At 60.1% G+C, this 18,694-nt stretch carries 23 protein-coding genes; 12 read left to right on the top strand and 11 right to left on the bottom strand.

Annotated elements, in window-relative coordinates:
- Nucleotides 1–229: 229 nt before the first annotated feature.
- The 3 genes from NKJ04_RS24875 (at nucleotide 230) to NKJ04_RS24865 (ending at nucleotide 2,526) form a co-directional block, all read left to right on the top strand.
- Complete coding sequence (locus NKJ04_RS24875) at nucleotides 230–1,102, top strand: aldose 1-epimerase family protein (RefSeq protein ID WP_352552059.1); 873 nt, start codon at nucleotides 230–232, stop codon at nucleotides 1,100–1,102.
- Nucleotides 1,103–1,142: 40 nt separating this feature from the next.
- Nucleotides 1,143–1,805: a glutathione S-transferase family protein gene (locus NKJ04_RS24870; protein ID WP_023812010.1), complete on the top strand. Its 663-nt coding sequence runs from the start codon at nucleotides 1,143–1,145 to the stop codon at nucleotides 1,803–1,805.
- Between the two features lie 64 nt (nucleotides 1,806–1,869).
- Nucleotides 1,870–2,526, top strand: a complete 657-nt coding sequence (locus tag NKJ04_RS24865) for an imm11 family protein (protein ID WP_352677734.1) — start codon at nucleotides 1,870–1,872, stop codon at nucleotides 2,524–2,526.
- A 2-nt stretch (nucleotides 2,527–2,528) separates the two neighbouring features.
- Here the strand turns inward: NKJ04_RS24865 and NKJ04_RS24860 are convergent, their stop codons facing one another.
- Nucleotides 2,529–3,440 carry an agmatinase gene (locus NKJ04_RS24860; protein WP_352677732.1) on the bottom strand — a complete coding sequence of 304 codons (912 nt, stop codon included), beginning with the start codon at nucleotides 3,438–3,440 and terminating at the stop codon, nucleotides 2,529–2,531.
- A 366-nt stretch (nucleotides 3,441–3,806) separates the two neighbouring features.
- On the opposite strand from NKJ04_RS24860, the gene NKJ04_RS24855 reads away from it, so the two are divergent.
- Both NKJ04_RS24855 and NKJ04_RS24850 read left to right on the top strand, forming a co-directional pair.
- Entirely contained in the window at nucleotides 3,807–4,616 is an 810-nt protein-coding gene (locus tag NKJ04_RS24855; RefSeq protein WP_023812007.1) for a nucleotidyltransferase family protein, read from the top strand.
- A complete protein-coding gene (locus NKJ04_RS24850; protein WP_023812006.1) occupies nucleotides 4,609–5,358 on the top strand; it encodes a metallophosphoesterase family protein in 750 nt (249 codons plus the stop codon). Before NKJ04_RS24855 ends, NKJ04_RS24850 begins: the two co-directional genes overlap by 8 nt.
- Before the next feature lie 38 nt (nucleotides 5,359–5,396).
- Here the strand turns inward: NKJ04_RS24850 and NKJ04_RS24845 are convergent, their stop codons facing one another.
- Together NKJ04_RS24845 and NKJ04_RS24840 are read right to left on the bottom strand one after the other, a co-directional pair.
- Nucleotides 5,397–5,582 (bottom strand): hypothetical protein, encoded by a 186-nt coding sequence (locus NKJ04_RS24845; RefSeq protein ID WP_023812005.1) that lies wholly within the window; start codon nucleotides 5,580–5,582, stop codon nucleotides 5,397–5,399.
- A gap of 453 nt (nucleotides 5,583–6,035) precedes the next feature.
- Nucleotides 6,036–6,431, bottom strand: a complete 396-nt coding sequence (locus NKJ04_RS24840) for a hypothetical protein (RefSeq protein ID WP_023812004.1) — start codon at nucleotides 6,429–6,431, stop codon at nucleotides 6,036–6,038.
- A 251-nt stretch (nucleotides 6,432–6,682) separates the two neighbouring features.
- Between NKJ04_RS24840 and NKJ04_RS24835 the strand changes: the two genes are divergently transcribed.
- A complete protein-coding gene (locus tag NKJ04_RS24835) occupies nucleotides 6,683–6,910 on the top strand; it encodes a hypothetical protein (RefSeq protein ID WP_023812003.1) in 228 nt (75 codons plus the stop codon).
- A gap of 150 nt (nucleotides 6,911–7,060) precedes the next feature.
- A complete protein-coding gene (locus NKJ04_RS24830; RefSeq protein ID WP_023812002.1) occupies nucleotides 7,061–7,219 on the top strand; it encodes a hypothetical protein in 159 nt (52 codons plus the stop codon).
- Nucleotides 7,220–7,274: 55 nt separating this feature from the next.
- Here NKJ04_RS24830 and NKJ04_RS24825 read toward each other — a convergent pair whose 3' ends face one another.
- Nucleotides 7,275–9,176 carry a multicopper oxidase domain-containing protein gene (locus NKJ04_RS24825; RefSeq protein WP_352441519.1) on the bottom strand — a complete coding sequence of 634 codons (1,902 nt, stop codon included), beginning with the start codon at nucleotides 9,174–9,176 and terminating at the stop codon, nucleotides 7,275–7,277.
- Between the two features lie 191 nt (nucleotides 9,177–9,367).
- Between NKJ04_RS24825 and NKJ04_RS24820 the strand changes: the two genes are divergently transcribed.
- Entirely contained in the window at nucleotides 9,368–9,796 is a 429-nt protein-coding gene (locus NKJ04_RS24820; RefSeq protein WP_023812000.1) for a hypothetical protein, read from the top strand.
- Between the two features lie 110 nt (nucleotides 9,797–9,906).
- On the opposite strand, the gene NKJ04_RS24815 is transcribed toward NKJ04_RS24820, so the two are convergent.
- From NKJ04_RS24815 to NKJ04_RS24800, 4 genes are all read right to left on the bottom strand, one after another.
- Nucleotides 9,907–10,065, bottom strand: coding sequence for a hypothetical protein (locus tag NKJ04_RS24815; protein ID WP_128304463.1), 159 nt, complete (start codon nucleotides 10,063–10,065; stop codon nucleotides 9,907–9,909).
- An 84-nt stretch (nucleotides 10,066–10,149) separates the two neighbouring features.
- Complete coding sequence (locus NKJ04_RS24810; RefSeq protein WP_127268875.1) at nucleotides 10,150–10,620, bottom strand: YbhB/YbcL family Raf kinase inhibitor-like protein; 471 nt, start codon at nucleotides 10,618–10,620, stop codon at nucleotides 10,150–10,152.
- 46 nt (nucleotides 10,621–10,666) lie between these two features.
- On the bottom strand, nucleotides 10,667–10,873 hold the full coding sequence (locus NKJ04_RS24805) for a hypothetical protein (RefSeq protein WP_013531530.1): 207 nt from the start codon (nucleotides 10,871–10,873) through the stop codon (nucleotides 10,667–10,669).
- Nucleotides 10,874–10,974: 101 nt separating this feature from the next.
- Nucleotides 10,975–12,966 carry a protein-L-isoaspartate(D-aspartate) O-methyltransferase gene (locus tag NKJ04_RS24800; RefSeq protein ID WP_352677728.1) on the bottom strand — a complete coding sequence of 664 codons (1,992 nt, stop codon included), beginning with the start codon at nucleotides 12,964–12,966 and terminating at the stop codon, nucleotides 10,975–10,977.
- A gap of 262 nt (nucleotides 12,967–13,228) precedes the next feature.
- Between NKJ04_RS24800 and NKJ04_RS24795 the strand changes: the two genes are divergently transcribed.
- The 4 genes from NKJ04_RS24795 to NKJ04_RS33715 all read left to right on the top strand — a co-directional run bounded on the left by NKJ04_RS24795 (nucleotide 13,229) and on the right by NKJ04_RS33715 (nucleotide 17,567).
- Nucleotides 13,229–15,640 carry a phosphoketolase family protein gene (locus NKJ04_RS24795; RefSeq protein WP_352677726.1) on the top strand — a complete coding sequence of 804 codons (2,412 nt, stop codon included), beginning with the start codon at nucleotides 13,229–13,231 and terminating at the stop codon, nucleotides 15,638–15,640.
- On the top strand, nucleotides 15,637–16,815 hold the full coding sequence (locus NKJ04_RS24790; RefSeq protein WP_352677743.1) for an acetate/propionate family kinase: 1,179 nt from the start codon (nucleotides 15,637–15,639) through the stop codon (nucleotides 16,813–16,815). Before NKJ04_RS24795 ends, NKJ04_RS24790 begins: the two co-directional genes overlap by 4 nt.
- Nucleotides 16,816–17,023: 208 nt before the next feature.
- Entirely contained in the window at nucleotides 17,024–17,263 is a 240-nt protein-coding gene (locus NKJ04_RS24785; protein WP_031213489.1) for a hypothetical protein, read from the top strand.
- Nucleotides 17,211–17,567, top strand: a complete 357-nt coding sequence (locus NKJ04_RS33715) for a DUF6894 family protein (RefSeq protein WP_502897967.1) — start codon at nucleotides 17,211–17,213, stop codon at nucleotides 17,565–17,567. Before NKJ04_RS24785 ends, NKJ04_RS33715 begins: the two co-directional genes overlap by 53 nt.
- Nucleotides 17,568–17,629: 62 nt before the next feature.
- Here the strand turns inward: NKJ04_RS33715 and NKJ04_RS24775 are convergent, their stop codons facing one another.
- The 3 genes from NKJ04_RS24775 to NKJ04_RS24765 form a co-directional block, all read right to left on the bottom strand.
- Nucleotides 17,630–17,794, bottom strand: a complete 165-nt coding sequence (locus NKJ04_RS24775) for a hypothetical protein (protein WP_023811992.1) — start codon at nucleotides 17,792–17,794, stop codon at nucleotides 17,630–17,632.
- Between the two features lie 160 nt (nucleotides 17,795–17,954).
- The gene (locus NKJ04_RS24770; RefSeq protein ID WP_023811991.1) at nucleotides 17,955–18,155 is read right to left on the bottom strand and encodes a KTSC domain-containing protein; all 201 of its coding nucleotides are present in this window, start codon (nucleotides 18,153–18,155) and stop codon (nucleotides 17,955–17,957) included.
- A 75-nt stretch (nucleotides 18,156–18,230) separates the two neighbouring features.
- Nucleotides 18,231–18,665: a GFA family protein gene (locus tag NKJ04_RS24765; protein ID WP_352677723.1), complete on the bottom strand. Its 435-nt coding sequence runs from the start codon at nucleotides 18,663–18,665 to the stop codon at nucleotides 18,231–18,233.
- Between the last annotated feature and the right edge of the window lie 29 nt (nucleotides 18,666–18,694).

Below are 18,694 nucleotides of genomic sequence, written 5' to 3'. Positions count from 1 at the left end.
AATTTATTAAATATTTTCCTGTTGTTGCTTAATTTTACGGGATAACGTTAATAACGATTTTTCGTTGGGGGAAAGAGGGTGGTTTTTTGTTCTTTTTGTGGAGTGGTGGCGGGCGGTAGATCCTCCGGCCACAATTCGTTCCTGCAGAACCAGGCTACACCTTGAGTCCCCAAGAGCTTTTGCTAGTCTGCCGACCGCGCCGGCCTTCAACAACGACCCGCGAGGAAATGTGGCACAGGACAGCCAAACGCTTCATGGCGACGGCATCTCGGCGACCATCGTCGCGCAGGGTGCCGAACTGATTTCGCTGCAAGACGCGCACGGATTTGAATTCCTGTGGCAGGCGGGGCCAGAATGGCGGCGGCACTCGCCGGTGCTGTTCCCGATCGTGGGGCGGCTGGCGGGCGATCATCTGCGCCATCGCGGCCGGACCTATCCAATGACGCAGCACGGGTTTGGGCGCGACAAGCCGTTTGCCTGGACGCAGAAGGGGGCGAGATCCTGCACGCTGGTGCTCACTGACGACGCCGACACCTGGGCGCGCTATCCGTTCGCCTTTCGGCTTGAAGTGACCTATACGCTGGTCCGCCAGCAGCTTGATGTGACTTTCGACATCACCAACACCGGTGATGAGCTCCTGCCGGCATCGATCGGGGCGCACCCGGCATTCAATTGGCCCTTGCAGCCGGATTTGGCCAAGGCGGATTACCGGCTGATCTTTGCCGATGATGAGCCGGCGCCGATCCGCCGTCTTAAGGACGGACTGCTGCTGAAAACGCCACAGCCGACGCCTGTCGAAGGCAACATACTCCCGCTCTCTGAGCGGTTGTTCGACGAGGACGCGGTGATCATGGACCAGATCGCCAGCTCCAGCGTGCGTTATGCCGCTGAGCGTGGCCCGGCTCTGGAGATGTCCTGGCAAGGGGTTCGGGAGTTGGGCGTCTGGTCAAAGCCGGGCGGCGCGCCATTCCTTTGCATCGAACCTTGGCACGGCCTTGCAAGCCCGGTGGATTTCGATGGTGATTTTGTCGACAAACCAGGCCTGATGCTGGTCGCGCCGGGGGCAAAGCGCGTGATGAGCTATCAGACACGGCTGCTATGACGTTCCTGATCGGCAGATCCAGTCACGCCGGGAGTGCCCTATGAAGCTGTATTTCAGCCGCAATCCCAACCCTCGATTGGCGGTCGCGGCGGCACTCCATCTCGACGCGAAAGTCGAATTTGAATTCGCCTCGCCCTTCGCTCCGGGGCAGGCGGAGAAATATCGGCCGTTAAATCCCAATCTCTCACTGCCCATCCTTGTGGATGATGAGGGAAAGAGCCTCTGGGAGGCAGACGCCATAGCCTGCAGGCTCTCGCGCGACGCGCATTCGGATTTCTGGCGCACCGGCGATGACGAACCCGAGATGATCCGTTGGCTCAGCTGGGGCAAGGAGCACTTCGCACTCGCTTGCGACACGGTGCATTTCGAACGTGGGACCAAACAGCGGTACGGCATCGGCCCGATCGATCAGAAGCGGGTGGAGGAGGGCCTAAACCAATTCCATACGGCCGCGGCAATACTCGACGCCGTGCTTGCCGAGCGGCAGTGGCTGGTCGGGAATTCGGTTTCCTATGCCGATTTTCGAATGGCGACCTTTCTGCCGTTCAACGATGCCGCCAGATTGCCGCTCGACGATTATTCCTCTGTCAGCCGCTGGTACCGTCGGCTTGAAGACATCGACGCCTGGCGTGACCCTTTCAAGGGGATGGATGCACCCGAATTGCTGCCGGTGCCGCAAACGGCTGTCGCGGACCAGCGGTGAGAACGCGCGCGAAGAGCCGCGCAGCAGGCCGAGTCTACCAAGGCAATGATGTGCGGGGGATCGGATGAATATCTATGTCCTGAGTGTGGTCGAAGGACAGGAATGGGTCCTTCCTCGACAGGCGGACGACTACCAGCTGTTTTCGACGCTCTGCGGCCGGAAGCAGACACAATGGCATCCGCCCGGGATGGAGATCCTGTGCGAACACGACGACGGTACGCTCCGGCAATATTCAGATTTTCCATGGCTTGGCGAGCATGCGCTCATCCTGCGGGCGAGGGCGTTGAAGTTGCTTCGGCCAACCCTCGAACCGTACGGTGAATTCCTGCCGCTTCGTGCTGACGAGCCAATATCGCTCTTCAATGTCACCACCGTGATCGATGCGCTGGACGAGGAACGTTCAAAGATGGTTCGCTTTGACGATGGCGGCATAATGGTGATCGAAAGCCTCGTCCTTCGAGCGGACGCAATCGGCGGTGCCGAGATATTCAAGCTGCCCGAGCGTGCCGATGGGGTGCGAATATCCGATATCTATCTGCAGGAGACGATCGTACGCCGGATCGGGGAGCTTGGGCTCAAGGGCATTGCTTTCAACTTGGTCTGGAGCGACGAGCCGGTCGGACAAGGCAGGATCGAATACCCAGGTGTGGAAAAGGGCATTTCAACCGCAAGCTCGCTCACGCGCTTTTGGGCAGGTCTGCGGCGGAGAGCAGGATTTTGACGTCAAACCTGCCGGACGACGGTGCCGACCACATTGACGAGAAGGCGCGCGGCGGTCAGCGCTGACAGGTCGTCAATGTCAGCCGGAGGATAGAACTCGACAAGGTCGAACCCTGCGATCCGGGCCCGTCTGCCGAGGCCGGCGATCAGGTCGATCACCTCCATGTAGGTGAGGCCGCCGGGTGTACGCGCCGCCACGCCCGGCATGATGCTTGGATCAAGGCTGTCGCAGTCGAGGGTGACGACAACCCGCGCGCCTTCCGGAATATGCCGGAGCGCGGCTTCGACGCCCTGAGCGTGAACCTCGCGGGCGGTCACGAAGCGGCTGCCATAGCGCCGTGCCGCTTCGATCTCGGTGATGCGTGCGCTGCCGACGCTGCGCAGGCCGACTTGCACCATGCCTGCGACATGCGGCATCTCGCTCGCCCTGCGCATCGGGCTCGAATAGCCGTAGCGTTCGCCATGCACCTCGTCGCGCCAGTCGATATGGGCGTCAATCTGCAGGACCCAGACCGGCCCGTGCTCCGCAAAGCCGGAGAGGAAGGGAATGGTCATGGAACAGTCGCCGCCGATCAGGATCGGCACGGCCGGCAATACCAGGATTTCGCGCGTCTTTGCCTCGATCCTGACCCTGTTGCCGGCATTGTCATGCATGGTGGTCAAGATATCGCCGACGTCGATGCAAGAGGCCGGCTTGCCGTCGAACAGCGGGCCACCGAGATCGAAATCCCAGTGCTCGACGAGCGCGGCATCGTCCTGGCTCGCAGTTCGGATGGCATCCGCCGCCAAGGCATGGCCGCGGCTGTCCTTGCCGGGATAAGTGCTGCCGTGACCGGCTCCGAAGATCACTGCGCGGGGCATGTGACCATCTGTCAGGCGATCGGGAAAGCCGAGAAAGGGAGGCGAGGGTGTCATGGCTTGATGGATCCTGATGATGGCTTAGCGCACGCCAATCGGTTGCGTCTAAGTCAAGCGCCTCGGCTTCAGCTTTGTGGGCCGATTGGGTAAGCCCAATAAACTCTAAAACAATCGAGATCGATCACCCACCTGGTGTTTCAAATTTGGGCCAATGGGACATTGGCGGTGGCATGGGCCGATCTCGAGGCGACATTGCGCTGCCGACGAGGACGTTGGCGGTTTGGATCGGCAGGCGCGATCCCGAAATTTCCAGTGCGTGACGAGAATGAACCTTGGCTGGTCGCCTGGTAGCGGAACCAGGCGAGGTTCACGTTGTTACCACAGCGGGCGACTACCGGTTGCCGGATTCGGAGTCATCGTTTCATGACCAATGGTCCATTGCCTGAAAACGTTCTGGTCTCGCTTCCCAAGATCGATGCAAAAGCGGCGCCGACGCTCAAAAATGCCGAGGCGGAGGTATTTTACACGGAAGCAATCCGCGAGCTTACCGCCACCGACATACCCTTTCTGGTCGCCGGGACTTACGCGGTAAGCGCTTATACGGGTGTCACCCGCCAGACCAAGGACCTCGATATTTTCTGCAAGGCAGGCGATTACGCGCGGATCCTCGCCCATTTCAAGCAGCTTGGATATGCCGTCGAAATCGAGGATGACCGGTGGCTCGGCAAGGTGTTCAAGGGCACGCATTTCTTCGACGTCATATTCGGCTCGGCCAACGGCACGGTGCCTGTTGGCGACCTGTGGCTGGAACACGCCCGCCAAACAGAGCTGTTGGGCAGCAGGGTGCGGATCATCGGCCCGACCGAACTCATCTGGTCCAAATGCTTTATCCAGGACAGAGGGCGACACGATGGCGCCGATATCGCTCATACGATTCTCAAGGCGGGCGATCAGATCGATTGGCACCGGCTGCTTTCTTATCTGGAGGTTCATTGGGAGGTTCTGTTGATGCAGCTTATCAATTTCAGATGGATCTATCCGAGCGAGCGCGACCATATCCCGGCGTGGCTGCTCGATGAATTGCTCGACCGCCTCGCCAAGCAACGGCAGTTGCCGTCTCCAAGGATGAAGATCTGCCGTGGGCGGCTGCTTTCGCAAACCGATTACGAAATCGACGTCAAGGAATGGGGCTTCGCCGGCGTCGGTGGTGTGGGAGAATTCCGTGATGGCTGATCCCGTCAAGAGCAGCGGGCCCAAGGACGGCGCACGCGCGCTCAAAGTTGCCGCGGTCGGGGATCTCCATGTGCGGGAAGATGCGCAAACCTCGTATCGAAACCTCTTCGGCGAGATTTCGAGCGAAGCGGACATTCTCGTTCTCACGGGAGATCTGACCAATCTCGGCAAGCCTCGTGAAGCGGAGATGCTGGCCGAGGATCTGCGCAACTGCTCGATCCCGGTCGTGGCGGTGCTCGGCAATCATGACTACGAGTCTGGTGCGGTGGAAGACGTCACGAACATCCTGCGCCAGGCGCATGTTCATCTCCTCGACGGGCAGGCAGTCGAAATCGAAGAGGTGGGTTTTGTCGGCGTGAAGGGATTCATAGGCGGCTTCGGGTCACGCATGCTCGGCTCATTCGGTGAACCGGCCATCAAAACGATGGTCGCCGAAAGCGTGAACGAGGCAATGCGACTTGAAAACGCGATGCGCCAGGTGCGGGCGAAGCGCACGCTGGTGATCCTCCACTATGCGCCGATTGCCGACACAGTCGCGGGAGAACCGCCGGAGATATTTCCATTTTTGGGCTCTTCACGCCTGGCGGAGACGATCGATCGATTCCAGGTTAGTGCTGTCGTGCACGGTCATGCACATCGCGGTTCTTACGAAGGTCAAACGCCTGGCGGAGCCAAGGTCTACAACGTCGCCATGCATGTGACCAAGCCAAGCGGCCGCCCCTACGCCTTGCTCGAAATCTGACGCCAGCGGCATGCGCCGTGGTGCCCATTGGCCTGAACTCAATTGGTGGCGTTGATCGACTTCGCCAACTCTTCCAGCTTCCGGGGATCGTTGCCGTGACGGCGCACCAGTTCGCGAGCCTGCCTGGACGGCAAATCGGTCGTGGCCGCCAGTTGTCGCACCTGCTGATCGTCGATGGCGACCTGCGGCAATGTATGGTCGATATTTCCTTGCTTGTCCTTCATCGCGCTTCTCCTTGATCCCTGTCGATGACAACGGCTCGAAAATCCGACCGGTTCCGAACGATCTGCAAACTTTTGGGCCGGCACCTGGGCGGACCAACATGCGCGTGCCCTGAGGGCGTAACGATCTCGATGGCTGGATTCTGCCAGGAACCATGCCACGGCGCACGAGTTGTTCCGACTGAACGGAGATAGTTAGATGCCACAGCCAAGACAGCCAGACCCAAATCGCGATGTGCCCGTGCCGCCTCCAACATGGAAGCCCCAGCCGATCGAGGAACCCGAACCGGAAAGGCTCCCGGACGAGACCCCGCTGCCCAATCCCGACGAGAATGAAGAGCCTCCCGTCCACGCATAGACGAAGGGGAGCTTCTTTATCGCGGGGCAAGTGCGCAACCTCGAGACAGAAAGCCCATCGCCTGCAGAGCGGCAAAGTTGAATGGTTGCTTCGGCGCCTCAAGTCGTCGTCTGGATGATCAGGGTCAGCGTGCCATCGCCATCTATGTTTGCAGCGACAACCTGCGAGGAATTGAGCCCATTCGCCCTCAAAGCCGATGTCGCCTGAGGCGAAGCATCGACTGAGTTTTGCAGGCGAAGCAAATCTTCGGCGCTGGTTTGATTGATCACGGCATCCGCCTGCGCCTTGATTTCGTCAGGCAAATCCTCGACGGCGATAATGGCAACGCCGGTGAAATTCAAATCAGCAGAGCCTGGATCTGGCAGCGCCAGCTCCGGTTGCACTTCGCCCTGCGGTGGCGTCACCTGGGGAGGCTGCGGTCCAACAGTTTGGGCGTAGACGGGCTGAATGATGACCGCCCCGGAAAGTGCGAGAGCTATCGTCAACATGCGCATGGTCGCTCCTTGCATCCTCGAGGAGATTTTGAAGAAACCCCCATGCTGAGCGATGGTTCCCGCGGGGCTAGTCCCGCCGGGCGATTTCGTCCCAACTCACCCCAGAGAGACGCCGAAAACCTTGGCCAGGGCGTCCGTCACACGGCTGTCTCCCAACCGGTTGGGCGGTTTCGTACGGAATCGTACCATCGATTGATCTGCACCTTGGACAGGATCAAAATCAAGCAGAGGTGACCATGGGAGGGAGCCGCATGAGCATCGCCAGATGGGCAATAAGACCTGTCGGTACCGCCAAGGCGTTTCTGGCAGAGGAGCTTCGAAGTGCGCGATACGGCGACATTGTTTCGGTCAAAGCGGCGATAGAGGCCGCTCGCAGGGACGCGCCTTATTTGCAGGACACAGACGATGAGTTGATGGAGACGATCGTCGAGCTGGCACGGGAACTGGGGCTGGCCGTCCTTTTTGACTCTCGCGATTGACCGATGAGCCATGGCTGGAGGACTCACCGGCGGTTGAAGCGATTTGGTACGAAATCGACAATTGGCTCATGGCCGAAAATGCGCAATCATTGGGAAATGGGACGACGGTTGGACGACAAACTCGATTGCAAGGCTTGTGGGACTATCCAAATGGACATTCCCGACAACGCGGAGGAATCGACGCCAATTCATTGCAGCAATTGCGGCGCCTTTCTCGGCGAGTGGGGCGAATTGCAGGACGATTTCTACCGTCAGGCTCGCGGTACCGAAGCATTCGACTTGCGCAACGGAACCATTATCAAGAAGTAGCGCGCAACAACGCGGCCTCCGAATAACATCGGTAAATCCACAGGGGTTGGCAGATCTAGCCGACGTCGATGACGACCATCAACCCGCCGCCGCCCTTCTCCTCGACATTGTTGTTCGTCGTGTGATGCGGGATGTGGCAGTGAATGAGCCACTTGCCGGGACGCAGCGCCTTCCACACGACGTCATAGCGCTGTCCCGGTCCGACATTGATGGTATCGGCCAGGAAGCGTGCCGAGGGAGAAAGCGTCTCACCGTCACGGGCGACGATCTCGAAGGGTCCGCCATGGATATGCATTGGATGGACGAAGCCGTTGTTGGTGCCGATGAAACGCACCTTCAGCGTCTCGCCCACCTTCATAGGAATGGTGTCGGTTGCGGGATAGGCCTTACCGTTGATGGTGAAGAAGTTCGGCATGCCGCCTTCCATTGGCATTGAGGGGTAGGTCAGCCCATCACGCACCAGCCATTCCTGAAGTTCGATGACATAGTCGTGGTCAGCCGGAACCTCGTCGGCAGGATTGGCGGGATCGATGATCAGCGCCCCATAAAGCCCCAGCGCCTGGGTGCGGTCCGGCTTGGCATGCGGATGATAGAAATAGGTCCCGTGCTGGGTCGCGGTGAATGCATAGGAATAGGATTGTCCAGGTTCGATCGGCGGCTGGGTGATCTCGGCAGGCCCATCCATCTGGTTCGGCAGAATCATGCCGTGCCAATGCACCGTGGTTTCTTCGGGCAGGTCGTTGGTGACGTCGATGCGAACCTTATCGCCCTGGCGAATGTGGATGCGCGGACCGGGAATCTGGCCATTGTAGGCATAGGCGTCGACCGCGACGTTGGGCAGGATCTGCCAGCGGACCACCGATGGTCTGAGCTCGAACACCTTGACGCCGTTCTCCAGGCGGAATGGCAGTTCCTGGTCGCCCTTGGCGGCAAGAGCATAGGACGAGGTAACGCGACGCGGATCGGTTGCAGCCATGTCACGCATGGCCTCCGCCGGCGTGTCGCGACCCATGATCATGCCTTGCGGCATGATCGCGCCGCCGACGTCACGCGCCGAAAGCGTCAGGTTCAGCCAGTTGGCCGGCGCGGCCATGCCGATCGCCAGCGCCAACACCGACACAATACCGAGGGCCGCAATCTGCGGCGTGGTAGCGTCCGTCTCCATCTGGTGGCCGCTGCGTTTGGACTTATGGGAGGTGTTGCGGCTTCGTCGGCCGTCGCCGGCGTTGGGGTGATGCATAGCATGCTGTTGGTGGGCGGTCGGCTCTCCACTGCTCGTTTCGTTCGCCTGCGGGCGCTGCGTCATCAATCCGTGCTTCAGCCCGCGCGCGACCAGCCAGACATTGGCCGGATAGGCGAGCGTGAAGCCAGCGATGACGCCGATCGACATCACGCCCCAGAACAAAAGCTCGTTCGGCTCCATGGCGCGCATGTCGCGCCCCATCATCAGAAAGCTCATGACGGGTGCCATGCCGGCCATCATGAAATTCATCGAGATGAACTCGGGCAGGAAGCTCTTGCGCACGTTCTCCCAGTAGGTGCCGCCCATCATCGATTTCATGAACAGCGATTGGAAGATGAACAGGCCGAAGGCAAAGCCCGCCAGATATTCGACGATGAGGTCGAGCCACATCGGCAAGCCAAGCGTTGCCGTGATGACTGCGGCGAGAATGATGCCGGTCGCATCGCCGGCAACGCAGTGGATGGTCGAACCGACCCCCTGTTTCCACAGCGGCCTGGTAAAGTCTTCATGCTCGCCCGGCCGTGGCTCCTTGTCTGCAAGCACATAAAGCAGCAGCCCCAATGGACCCATATAGAGGGTCACCAGGATGAAACCCCATTTCATCACCACCGGTTCGGGATTGTTGCGGTATTGATCGAAGCCGACATAAAGCGTCGAGGCGGCGGCAAGAGCGAACCAGACGGCAAGGAAATAGTCGATTGGCTGGATGAACATGGATGCATCCCGTCGCGGATCAGTGGCTTGTCACAAGCAGCCCCGTCGATGAACGCAGCCGGCGTGTTTATGATCCCGCCGGCCCAATCCGGTTGTGTCGAATTCTCCAGCCTGGCGCTCTTGTCGAAGCATTAACGCGCGGTAATTCCCTTGAAGGCGTGGGCGCTTCGCTGCCTCAACAGGAGCTGGCCATGAAACATCAAACACTCGACCAACTGCATGCCGTCGCCAAGATTGAATCGTCGGCTGCCTATTCCGCAATGACACGAAATCAGCGCGTAGAGCGCTGGGCTGAACTGCTGGAGCGTAATCCCGAGCGATGCCTTGGGGCCTTTGCAGGCACTGAACATTTGCACCCTGAAGCACGTGCGATGATGCGGGGCGAGGGTACGGCAATTTCGGTTGCCTTCGAAGATCCAGTGCTGCGCGCATCGGGTTTGAAAGACGACACATATGGTGAGGCAAAGCGCTTTTTCGAGTTGAACGACTGGCAGTTGCACGACATCGTCTGCGATTGCCACGTCGGCTCAACCATGAAAGCGCGCTGGGCTGCGACGCGGGTCCGCTCAGCCATCAGCGGCAGGTTCTTTGCGTGGTTGCGGCAAAGGATAATGCGCTGACCGTAGTTGGGGATCGTCGTCGCTTCGGTGCGGCATACGATCCCCTGTCTTGCCGATTGGATGTCTTGCCGATTGGATGTCTTGCCAATCGGAGGTCTCGCCGATGCGGATCAACGCTTGTCCTGGTATAGCCGGTCGGTCGCTCGGTCGCTCTCCCTTCGTTCGGCGGGTCCACGCCGACGGCGTGCGATAACGGCATAGGCCATCAGCACGATCAGCAGCAATGGGCCGCCGGCAACGACGACCAACCACATGATATCTCCAAACATGGCGCCATCTCCTTTCCCAGACAACCGGCGAGGAGGAGAACCGTTCCGCGCAGCAGGCCACCTCGGTCGCCCCTGGTCATTAACTTACGAATTGCGCTCGTAGGTTCCGATGAGTTCAGCCTGCTCAAGCGAATGTTTCTGCGCCTCCCGCCAGATGCGCTCGATGCCCACGCTGGCTGGAATGGCAAGGCTCGGGGTGTCGAGCGCGGCCAGCCGGAAATGGTAATGGTGAACGCCATGTCCGACCGGCGGCTCAGGGCCGTCGTAATAGGCGTTGCCAAAATCGTTCGTTGCTTGCCTGAGGGCGCCCGGACCCGGCTTGCCGCTTTCGGCCTCGGGAAGTTCCCTTGTGTCCGGGGAGATGTTGAACACCGCCCAATGACCAAACGTTCCGCTCGGCGCGTCAGGATCCTGAACGACGAGAACGAGGCTCTTTGCTTCATCTGGCACTCCAGACCATTTCAGCGGCGGCGATACGTTTTTGCCGTCTCGTGTGTATCTTTCGGGAATTTGTCCGCCTTCGGCAAAGGCGGCACTGCTAAGGGCAAGTGGCATGGTTCACTCCTTCCGGCGAAGTTGATCCCAGCGACGCGCAGGGCAGCTATTTGTTGGTCCGCATCTTTTGTCTTGGATCGATCCCGCCAGCGGCGGTCGTGTCGTTTTCGACGTCACCTTCGACCGTGTTCTCGCCTTCAAGCTCGAACTCTTCGCCTTCCTTGATCGTTCCCTTGGAAGTCCCGATACCAGGATTATTCGCCAAGTCGGCATCGCTTGGTTTTTTCCATTTCGGATGTTTGGTTCCGGTCATGAGAAAACTCCTTCGACGGGGATTGCAGTTTTGAAATCGCAGAGCGGATAATTCGTTCCGGTTCCACGCCTCGGCTTCTTCATTGGTTCGCCGCGCGCCGGCTAAAGCCCGAATGGATAGGTGTCGGGAACGCCGGTTCTTGCATGCTCCGGGCCAAGCGGCGTCACTGCCGCGGTTTTGTCGAACCATACGAACGCGTCGAACTGCCGGGGCAGGGAAGCGTCCGCATAGTGGCTGCCCAGCTCGGTTTCCGGCCGGTAGATCACGCCGATAAATCGCTCCAGCCTTCGTTCCAGCAACCGCTCACGCAGCGTTGTGTCGCGCCCGAGGTCGAGCAGGAACCGCGACACAAGGGAATCGTGGCAAAGCCGTTCGTAGCTGTCGGCGTGCGACGCGCGAATTTGCTTCACCTCCATTTTGCCATCCCAGTTGCTGGCGGCCGCTACAGTGCCGGAATGCGTGCCCATACCGATCAGCGCTGCCTCATCCCCGAAACGCTGCCGGCAGAGTTGGCCGATGTTCAGTTCGTCCCTGACGACGCCCATCTCGGTAAAGCGGGCATCGCCGATATGGGAATTGTGCGCCCACACCACGGCCTTGGCGTTGGGGCCGCCGGCATGCAGCAAATGTTCCAACGTTTCGAACATGTGCGTGTCGCGCAGGTTCCAGGACTCCGCACCGCCATAGTACATGATCCGGTAATAGTGTTCGGCGGACGCGATCAGCCGGGCATTCTGACTGGCGTCGAGAAAGTCGGTGCCGTCCCTTTTCGCATATTCGAGCTGTTTGGCGAGCAAGTCCCGGCATTGTTCCAGCACCGCTTTTTCGCATTTTTGATAGCCGGCGGTGAGCACCGCGCGGCCGTAGGTGGACGGTTCGTGTTGCCAGGGCGTCAGACAGCCATAGCGTTCGCGCGCGATCTTGGCTGCCTGGGGATCGACCCGGTCGAGATAGTCGAGGACCGCGCCGATGGAACCGCTCATATTGTAGATGTCGAGGCCGTAGAACCCTGCTTGCTCCGAAGGCTCTAGCTTCTCGTTGTGACGGCGCATCCAGTCGGTGAAGGCCGCGACATCGGTGTTGCGCCACATCCACGTCGGAAATCGCTGGAATGGCGCACCAGTGCCGGTTCGGGGCCGACGATGGCGAACGTAGCGGTCGATCGCCGCCGCGTCGGGCCAGTCCGCCTCGACCGCGACGATGGTGAAGCCGTGGCGTTCGATGAGCCTGCGGGTGATTGCCGCGCGCGCCCTGTAGAATTCGGACGTGCCATGGCTTGCCTCGCCAAGCAGAACAATGCGCCGGTCGGCGAACCGATCGAACAATGCGCCGAAGGCCGGATCGTCGAAATCGGGCAGGGGTTCGGCCGCGGCCGCGATCATATCAGGCAGGCTGATCGGATGGGGATGTCGAAGCGGACGACCGACGTCGGTGACTGTGCCGTTTTCCGACCAACCCTGCTCGCCGATCAGAGGGACGAAGCGCACACCGCCGAAATCCTCCTCGCTATAGGTTGCGGCGCCTGTCCGGGTGACTTTGAGCAGACGTTGCAAATCCGGGTCGTCGCCGACCGGAATGACGAGCCTGCCGCCGACATCGAGTTGTTCCTGAAGGGCGAGCGGTGCGCCGGGACCGCTGGCTGTCACCACGATGGCATCGAACGGCGCCGCCTGCGGCCAGCCCTTGGTGCCATCGCCTGTCCGAACCTCGATGTTTTGGTAGCCGAGTTTTTCAAACCGCCGCTTCGCGGTTTCGGCCAAACCGGGATGACGCTCTATCGTGTAGACCTGTTCGACGATCCGGCTCATCACCGCGGCCGCGTACCCCGAGCCGGTGCCAATTTCGAGCACATGGTCACCCGGTTTGACATCCGCCATCTCGATCATGAACGCGACAATGTAGGGTTGCGATATGGTCTGGCCGTCGGCGATCGGCAGCGGCGTGTCTTCATAAGCAAATTCCTCGAAGCCGGGTTCGACGAAGGCCTCGCGTGGAACTTCGCGCATAGCCTGCAGAATCTCACGGTCATGGATGCCGCGCCGGCCGACATGGATTTTGACCATTCGATCACGGGCACGAGGAAGATCGAGCATCTTTTAGCTCCCCTTTGGTGCAACGCTTCGAGGCGATCCTTCGCGGTACCTGCCTTGAGCCTGCCTTCGCGATTCCAGTTTCTAACCGCCAGAAGACTTCAAGGTTCCCGACTATCTGCGGACAGAGCCGTGTGCCCGCCGGGATAGCGTCCGGTCTCTTGGCTGCGCGGGTCGCGACGCCGCCCCGGACGGCGGCAGTCGGGGGTTGCTCAAGCGCAAAAATGCCCCAGTTATCACCAGCGAACCGAAGCTGGAGATGTCGATGAACGACAAGGCAGCCGCGACGCCGCAGGCTATCGGCCACGAACGGATCGACCTTTTGGACCGTTACTGGCGCGCCGCGAATTATATCTCGGTCGGCCAGATCTACCTGCTCGACAATCCGCTGTTGCGCGAACCGTTGAAGGCCGAACATGTCAAGCCGCGGCTGCTTGGACATTGGGGCACGACGCCGGGGCTGAATTTTCTCTACCTGCATATGAACCGCGTTATCCGCGAAAGCGACCTTGATGTTCTGTTTATCTGCGGCCCGGGCCATGGCGGTCCCGCAATGGTTGCCAACACCTGGCTCGAGGGCACCTATAGCGAGATCTATCCCGATATCGGGCAGGGCGAAGACGGCCTCAGGAAACTGTTCCGGCAGTTTTCCTTCCCCGGCGGCGTGCCAAGCCATGCCGCGCCCGAGACGCCCGGCTCAATCCATGAGGGCGGTGAACTGGGATATGCCTTGGTCCATGCCTTCGGTGCGGCCTTCGACAATCCGGACCTGGTGGTTGCCTGCGTCGTTGGTGACGGCGAAGCCGAGACCGGTCCGCTCGCGGCGGCATGGCATTCCAACAAGTTCCTGAACCCGATGTCGGACGGCGCCGTCCTGCCGATCCTGCATCTCAACGGCTACAAGATCGCCAGCCCAACGATCCTCGGCCGCATGGACGACCAGGAATTGCGAAAGCTTTTCGCCGGCTATGGCTACGAACCGTTCTTCGTCGAAGGCCACGAGCCGCTTTCCATGCACCAGTCGATGGCCGCGACGCTCGACACGGTGCTCGATCGCATCCGGTCCATTCAGGAGCAGGCACGGGCTCCGGGATGGCATGGTCAACGCCCGCAATGGCCGATGATCGTGCTGCGCAGCCCCAAGGGGTGGACAGGTCCCAAGGAGGTCGATGGCGAGAAGGTTGAGGGTTTCTGGCGCTCGCATCAAGTGCCGGTGTCGAACGCACGCGGAAATGAGGACCACCGCGCAATCCTCGAAAACTGGATGCGAAGCTACAAACCGGAAGAGCTGTTCGATGAAAGCGGACACCTGTTGCCAGAGCTAGCGGCACTTGCCCCAACAGGGACAAAGCGCATGGGTGCAAGCCCGTACGCGAATGGCGGACTGCTGAAGCGCGATCTTGTGCTTCCAGACTGGAAAAGCCTGGGGCTGGAAGTGCCGCGTCCAGGTGGCGTCATCGCTGAAGCGACGCGGATTTGCGGAAGCTATCTTCGCGAGGTGTTCCGCCTCAATGCCGAGGCGCGGAATTTTCGCCTGATGGGGCCGGACGAGACGTCATCCAACCGCCTCGATGAGGTGTTCGAAGTTACCGATCGGATCTGGATGCAGCGCATCGAACCCTACGACGTCCATCTTTCCCGTGACGGACGTGTCATGGAAGTGCTCAGTGAGCATCTTTGCCAAGGGTGGCTCGAAGGCTATCTGCTCACCGGCCGGCACGGCCTGTTCTCCTGCTATGAAGCCTTCATCCACATTGTCGATTCGATGGTCAACCAGCATGCCAAATGGCTGAAGACCGCCGGCGAGCTTGCCTGGCGCAAGCCGATCGCCTCGCTCAATTACCTTTTGACCTCCCATGTCTGGCGGCAGGACCACAATGGTTTCAGCCATCAGGATCCGGGCTTTGCCGATCTGGTCGCCAACAAGAAGGCCGATACGGTAAGGCTCTATTTTCCGCCGGATGCCAACACTCTGCTGTGGATCACCGATCATTGCCTGAGAACCTATAATCGCATCAATGTCATTACCGCCGGCAAGCAGCCGGCACCGCAATGGCTGTCCATTGAAGAAGCCGAAGCGCATTGCAAGGCGGGGGCGGGCATCTGGGAATGGGCCGGTACGGTTGCTCAGGGCGAAGAGCCCGACGTGGTCATGGCCTGCGCCGGCGACGTGCCGACCCTGGAAACGTTGGCCGCGACCGACATTCTGCGCTCTGCGATCCCCGACCTGAAAATACGTGTCGTCAATGTTGTCGACCTGATGACGCTGCAGTCGAACACCGAGCACCCGCACGGCCTCGCCGATGGAGACTTCGACGCGTTGTTCACGAAGACACGGCCTGTCATCTTCGCCTATCACGGCTATCCCTATCTCATTCATCGCCTGACCTACCGTCGCGCCAACCATGACAACATGCATGTGCATGGCTTCCGCGAGGAGGGCACCACGACGACGCCGTTCGACATGGTGGTGCTCAATGAACTCGATCGCCACCACCTCGCGCTCGCCGCCATCGAACGCGTGCCGGGACTGGCCGAAAGGGCCGAAGGGCTTGCGGGCGAACTCCACGACCGGCTGGTGAAGCACAGGGCCTATGTCCGCGAGCACGGCGAAGACATGCCCGAAATCCAGGAATGGAGCTGGCCCGGCAAAAGCGCGGCAAAGGCGCGCCGATGATCCGCCGGTCGATCCTGGCGCTGAATGCCGGTTCGTCCAGCATAAAGTTCGCGCTTTACGATGTTGCCTCGTCGCAGGATCTGCAGCTCGTTTCACGCGGCACGTTGGACTTGGGCGACACACCCACACTCCGCGCAAAAGCGGCCGACGGAACGGTGCAGTGCGAGCGGCAGCTCGCCGCCGACAAGCCGCGTGATGCGGCCATAGGCGAGATGCTGAATTGGGTGCAGAGCGAAATTGGCGAAAGAAACCTGCTCTGCGCCGGCCATCGCGTCGTGCATGGCGGAAGCGAATTCATCGAACCTGTCCGTCTGACCCCAGACATCATCGACGCCATCGACAGGTTGGCGCCGCTTGCTCCGCTGCATCAGCCTCGCAGTCTCGCGCCGGTCCGCGCGATAGCTGCCTTGCAACCGGACTTGCCACAGGTTGGCTGTTTCGACACCGCTTTCCACCAGACGATCGATCCGCTCGTGCGGCGCTTCGCCCTTCCGCGCCAGTATGAAGGGCAAGGCTTGCGCCGCTACGGGTTTCACGGTCTCTCCTATGAATACATCGCCGGGCGACTCAGCGGGATATCGCCAACTCTTGCGACGAAACGCACCATCGTCGCCCATCTCGGCAATGGTGCCAGCCTTTGCGCTTTGCAGCAGGGCAAGAGCATCGATACGACGATGGGGTTTTCGGCGCTGGATGGCCTCGTCATGGGCACGCGGTGCGGCGCCATCGATCCCGGCGTGCTGTTGTACTTCCTGCTGGAAAGAGGCATCGCGGCTGAGGAACTGCAGACAATCCTCTACGAGAAGTCGGGACTGCTCGGCGTATCCGGTATTTCGGGCGACATGAGGACGCTGGAAGCGAGCAATGATCCTCGCGCTCATGAGGCGATGGCGCTTTTCGCCTTTCGCGCCGCGAGAGAGGCCGCGGCGCTTGCAAACACGATGGGTGGTCTTGAATGCCTCGTGTTCACCGCCGGCATCGGCGAACGGTCCGCGTCTATCCGCAACGCCATATGCGAAAAATTGACCTGGCTTGGCGTGGTGCTTGAAGAACACGCCAACGACACCCACGCCGAAATCATCAGTCGGTCGGAGAGCAAGGTGGAGGTGCGCGTGATTGCGACCGATGAGGAAAGTGTCGTTGCACGTCACAGCCGCAAGGTGATGCAAGCCTGAAGGCTCGCCATCGGCATCTGAAGTCGGCTGTCGGTTCGGCCCGACGAAAGCGCGGGCAAGGGTATTCCCTGTACGAAAATTACCAAGCGAGCGGTCGGGGGAACCAACTGCCCATGGAAATATTGTGCGAGCAATCCCGGCTAACCCCGAGACCGTCGGCACGATGATCAGGCCGACAGCCTTACTTCAGGCTTTGGCTGAGGAATCCATGTTTACGGACGACGTTGCGGTGAGGCGCCTGAAAATCCTGGTCGAGCAATATGTCGAGACACGCAAGAAGCGCCACGATGTGATCTCTACAGCCAACGCCGGAACCGCAATCCGAGAGGTGATGCCAAGTTGCCCGCTTTCGGGAAAGGCCTTCGATGATCTGATTGCGGCCTGCGCCATAGAGCATGGCCTCGCCGTGCTCTTCGACAATCCGGGTATATCAGGCACTGAAATCTGAGGCTGGCGCTTCCGAGGCCACCATCGCGATGAGCAGGAGTTCAGTCGGCATGTCCAGATACTTTTTCGACCTTCGAGATGAGAGCGGAAGCTTGCAGGAGGATCCGGAGGGCCAGGAATTTCCTGATCTCGCGAGCGCCGAGGAAAACGCGATGGCGTCGGCGAAGGAAATCCTCGCCGAAGAGCTGCTGCATGGCAAGCCGCTGCGTACCGGATTGGCCTTCGAGATTTTTGACGAGAACCGCAACCTGGTGCTGCGCTTCCCTTTTGCGCTCGCGGCCGAAAAGGCCGGGGCACCCCCTTAATACCGAATTGCCTGGCGGTCGATCGCTTGCAGGGTCATACGGGTCGGGCTTCAATGCGGATCCTATCCTTCCGCCTTGAAGTTTCTGGCTTCTTTCTCGACCTTGGGGCTGTCCTTGCCATGCTTTCGCATGAGCTCCTTGGCCTGCTTGGGTGAGACGTCGGTGGTCTCTGCCAAGCGCAGCGCCTTCTTGTCCTTGCTTTCGGTCTTCTGCTTCTTGGCCGTCATGGCTCTTGAACTCCCTTGAAGCCCTGTTCCGATCGATCTTTGCCGGTGCCAACGCCCGACCATATCCAGATGAACTGTCGTTGCCTGGTTTGCTTCGACGAGACGTCAACGAGACGATGCCGGTCAGGTTCCGTGCATCGCCTGCTCATGTCCGAACTTGTTACGCCACGCGGCGGTACCGATGGCGATCTCGGATGAATTCATTGAAGAAGCGGCCTTTTGAGGAGGCTTTGGTGAAAGCGGCATAAGTTGCCGGCGCAACACCCTCATAATCGTAACGTCTGCCGCTCGGCACAAACCAGACCGAGAGGATCTTGGTAGCGGGATCGTATTGTGTGTTTTGGATCACGGTCGATGGCATAGTGGCACCCGACGGGTCTGCCCGAATAACCCGCTAGCGGTAGTCAGGTTCCGCCGATGCCCTCGCGCACCGCGACTACCGGTCGCGCGGGTTGCCGAACGTCGGGTCGCGCTTCCTCGAATATCGGTCGATGCGTGGCAGGCTGTCATCAAACTCGATGCACGGTAGCCTCAGGTCCCAATAGGCATGGGCTTGCGGCCGAAAACCTTCAGGTTTGTCGAGGAAGCCGATGGTCACATAGAACTCGTCCGGCAGACCTTCGTCGCTATAGCCTATCGAGCTTCCACAGTCTGGGCAGAACGTGCGGGTGACGCCTGGCGTTTTGGAAAAGACCTTCGGTGTTCCCCTAAGAAGCTGAAATTGCTTCGGCCGGTAACCGACCCAGATCGTCAGCGGACTTCCGATGGCCCGGCGGCAATCGTCGTCGTGATCGTAGCATATCCAGAAAGGCTCTCCATCCATGGCTGCCGCGATCCGTCCGCAGAAGCAGGCTCCGGTCTCGCGCCGCATCGTCTGTCCATCCTGTCGCGCCCAAGGGG

Origin of the sequence: Mesorhizobium sp. M0618 (assembly GCF_040320765.1) — a bacterium.
Classification (GTDB): Bacteria; Pseudomonadota; Alphaproteobacteria; order Rhizobiales; family Rhizobiaceae; genus Mesorhizobium.
Note: the sequence above shows the minus strand (reverse complement) of the source record. Positions and strands in the feature narration are given on the sequence as shown.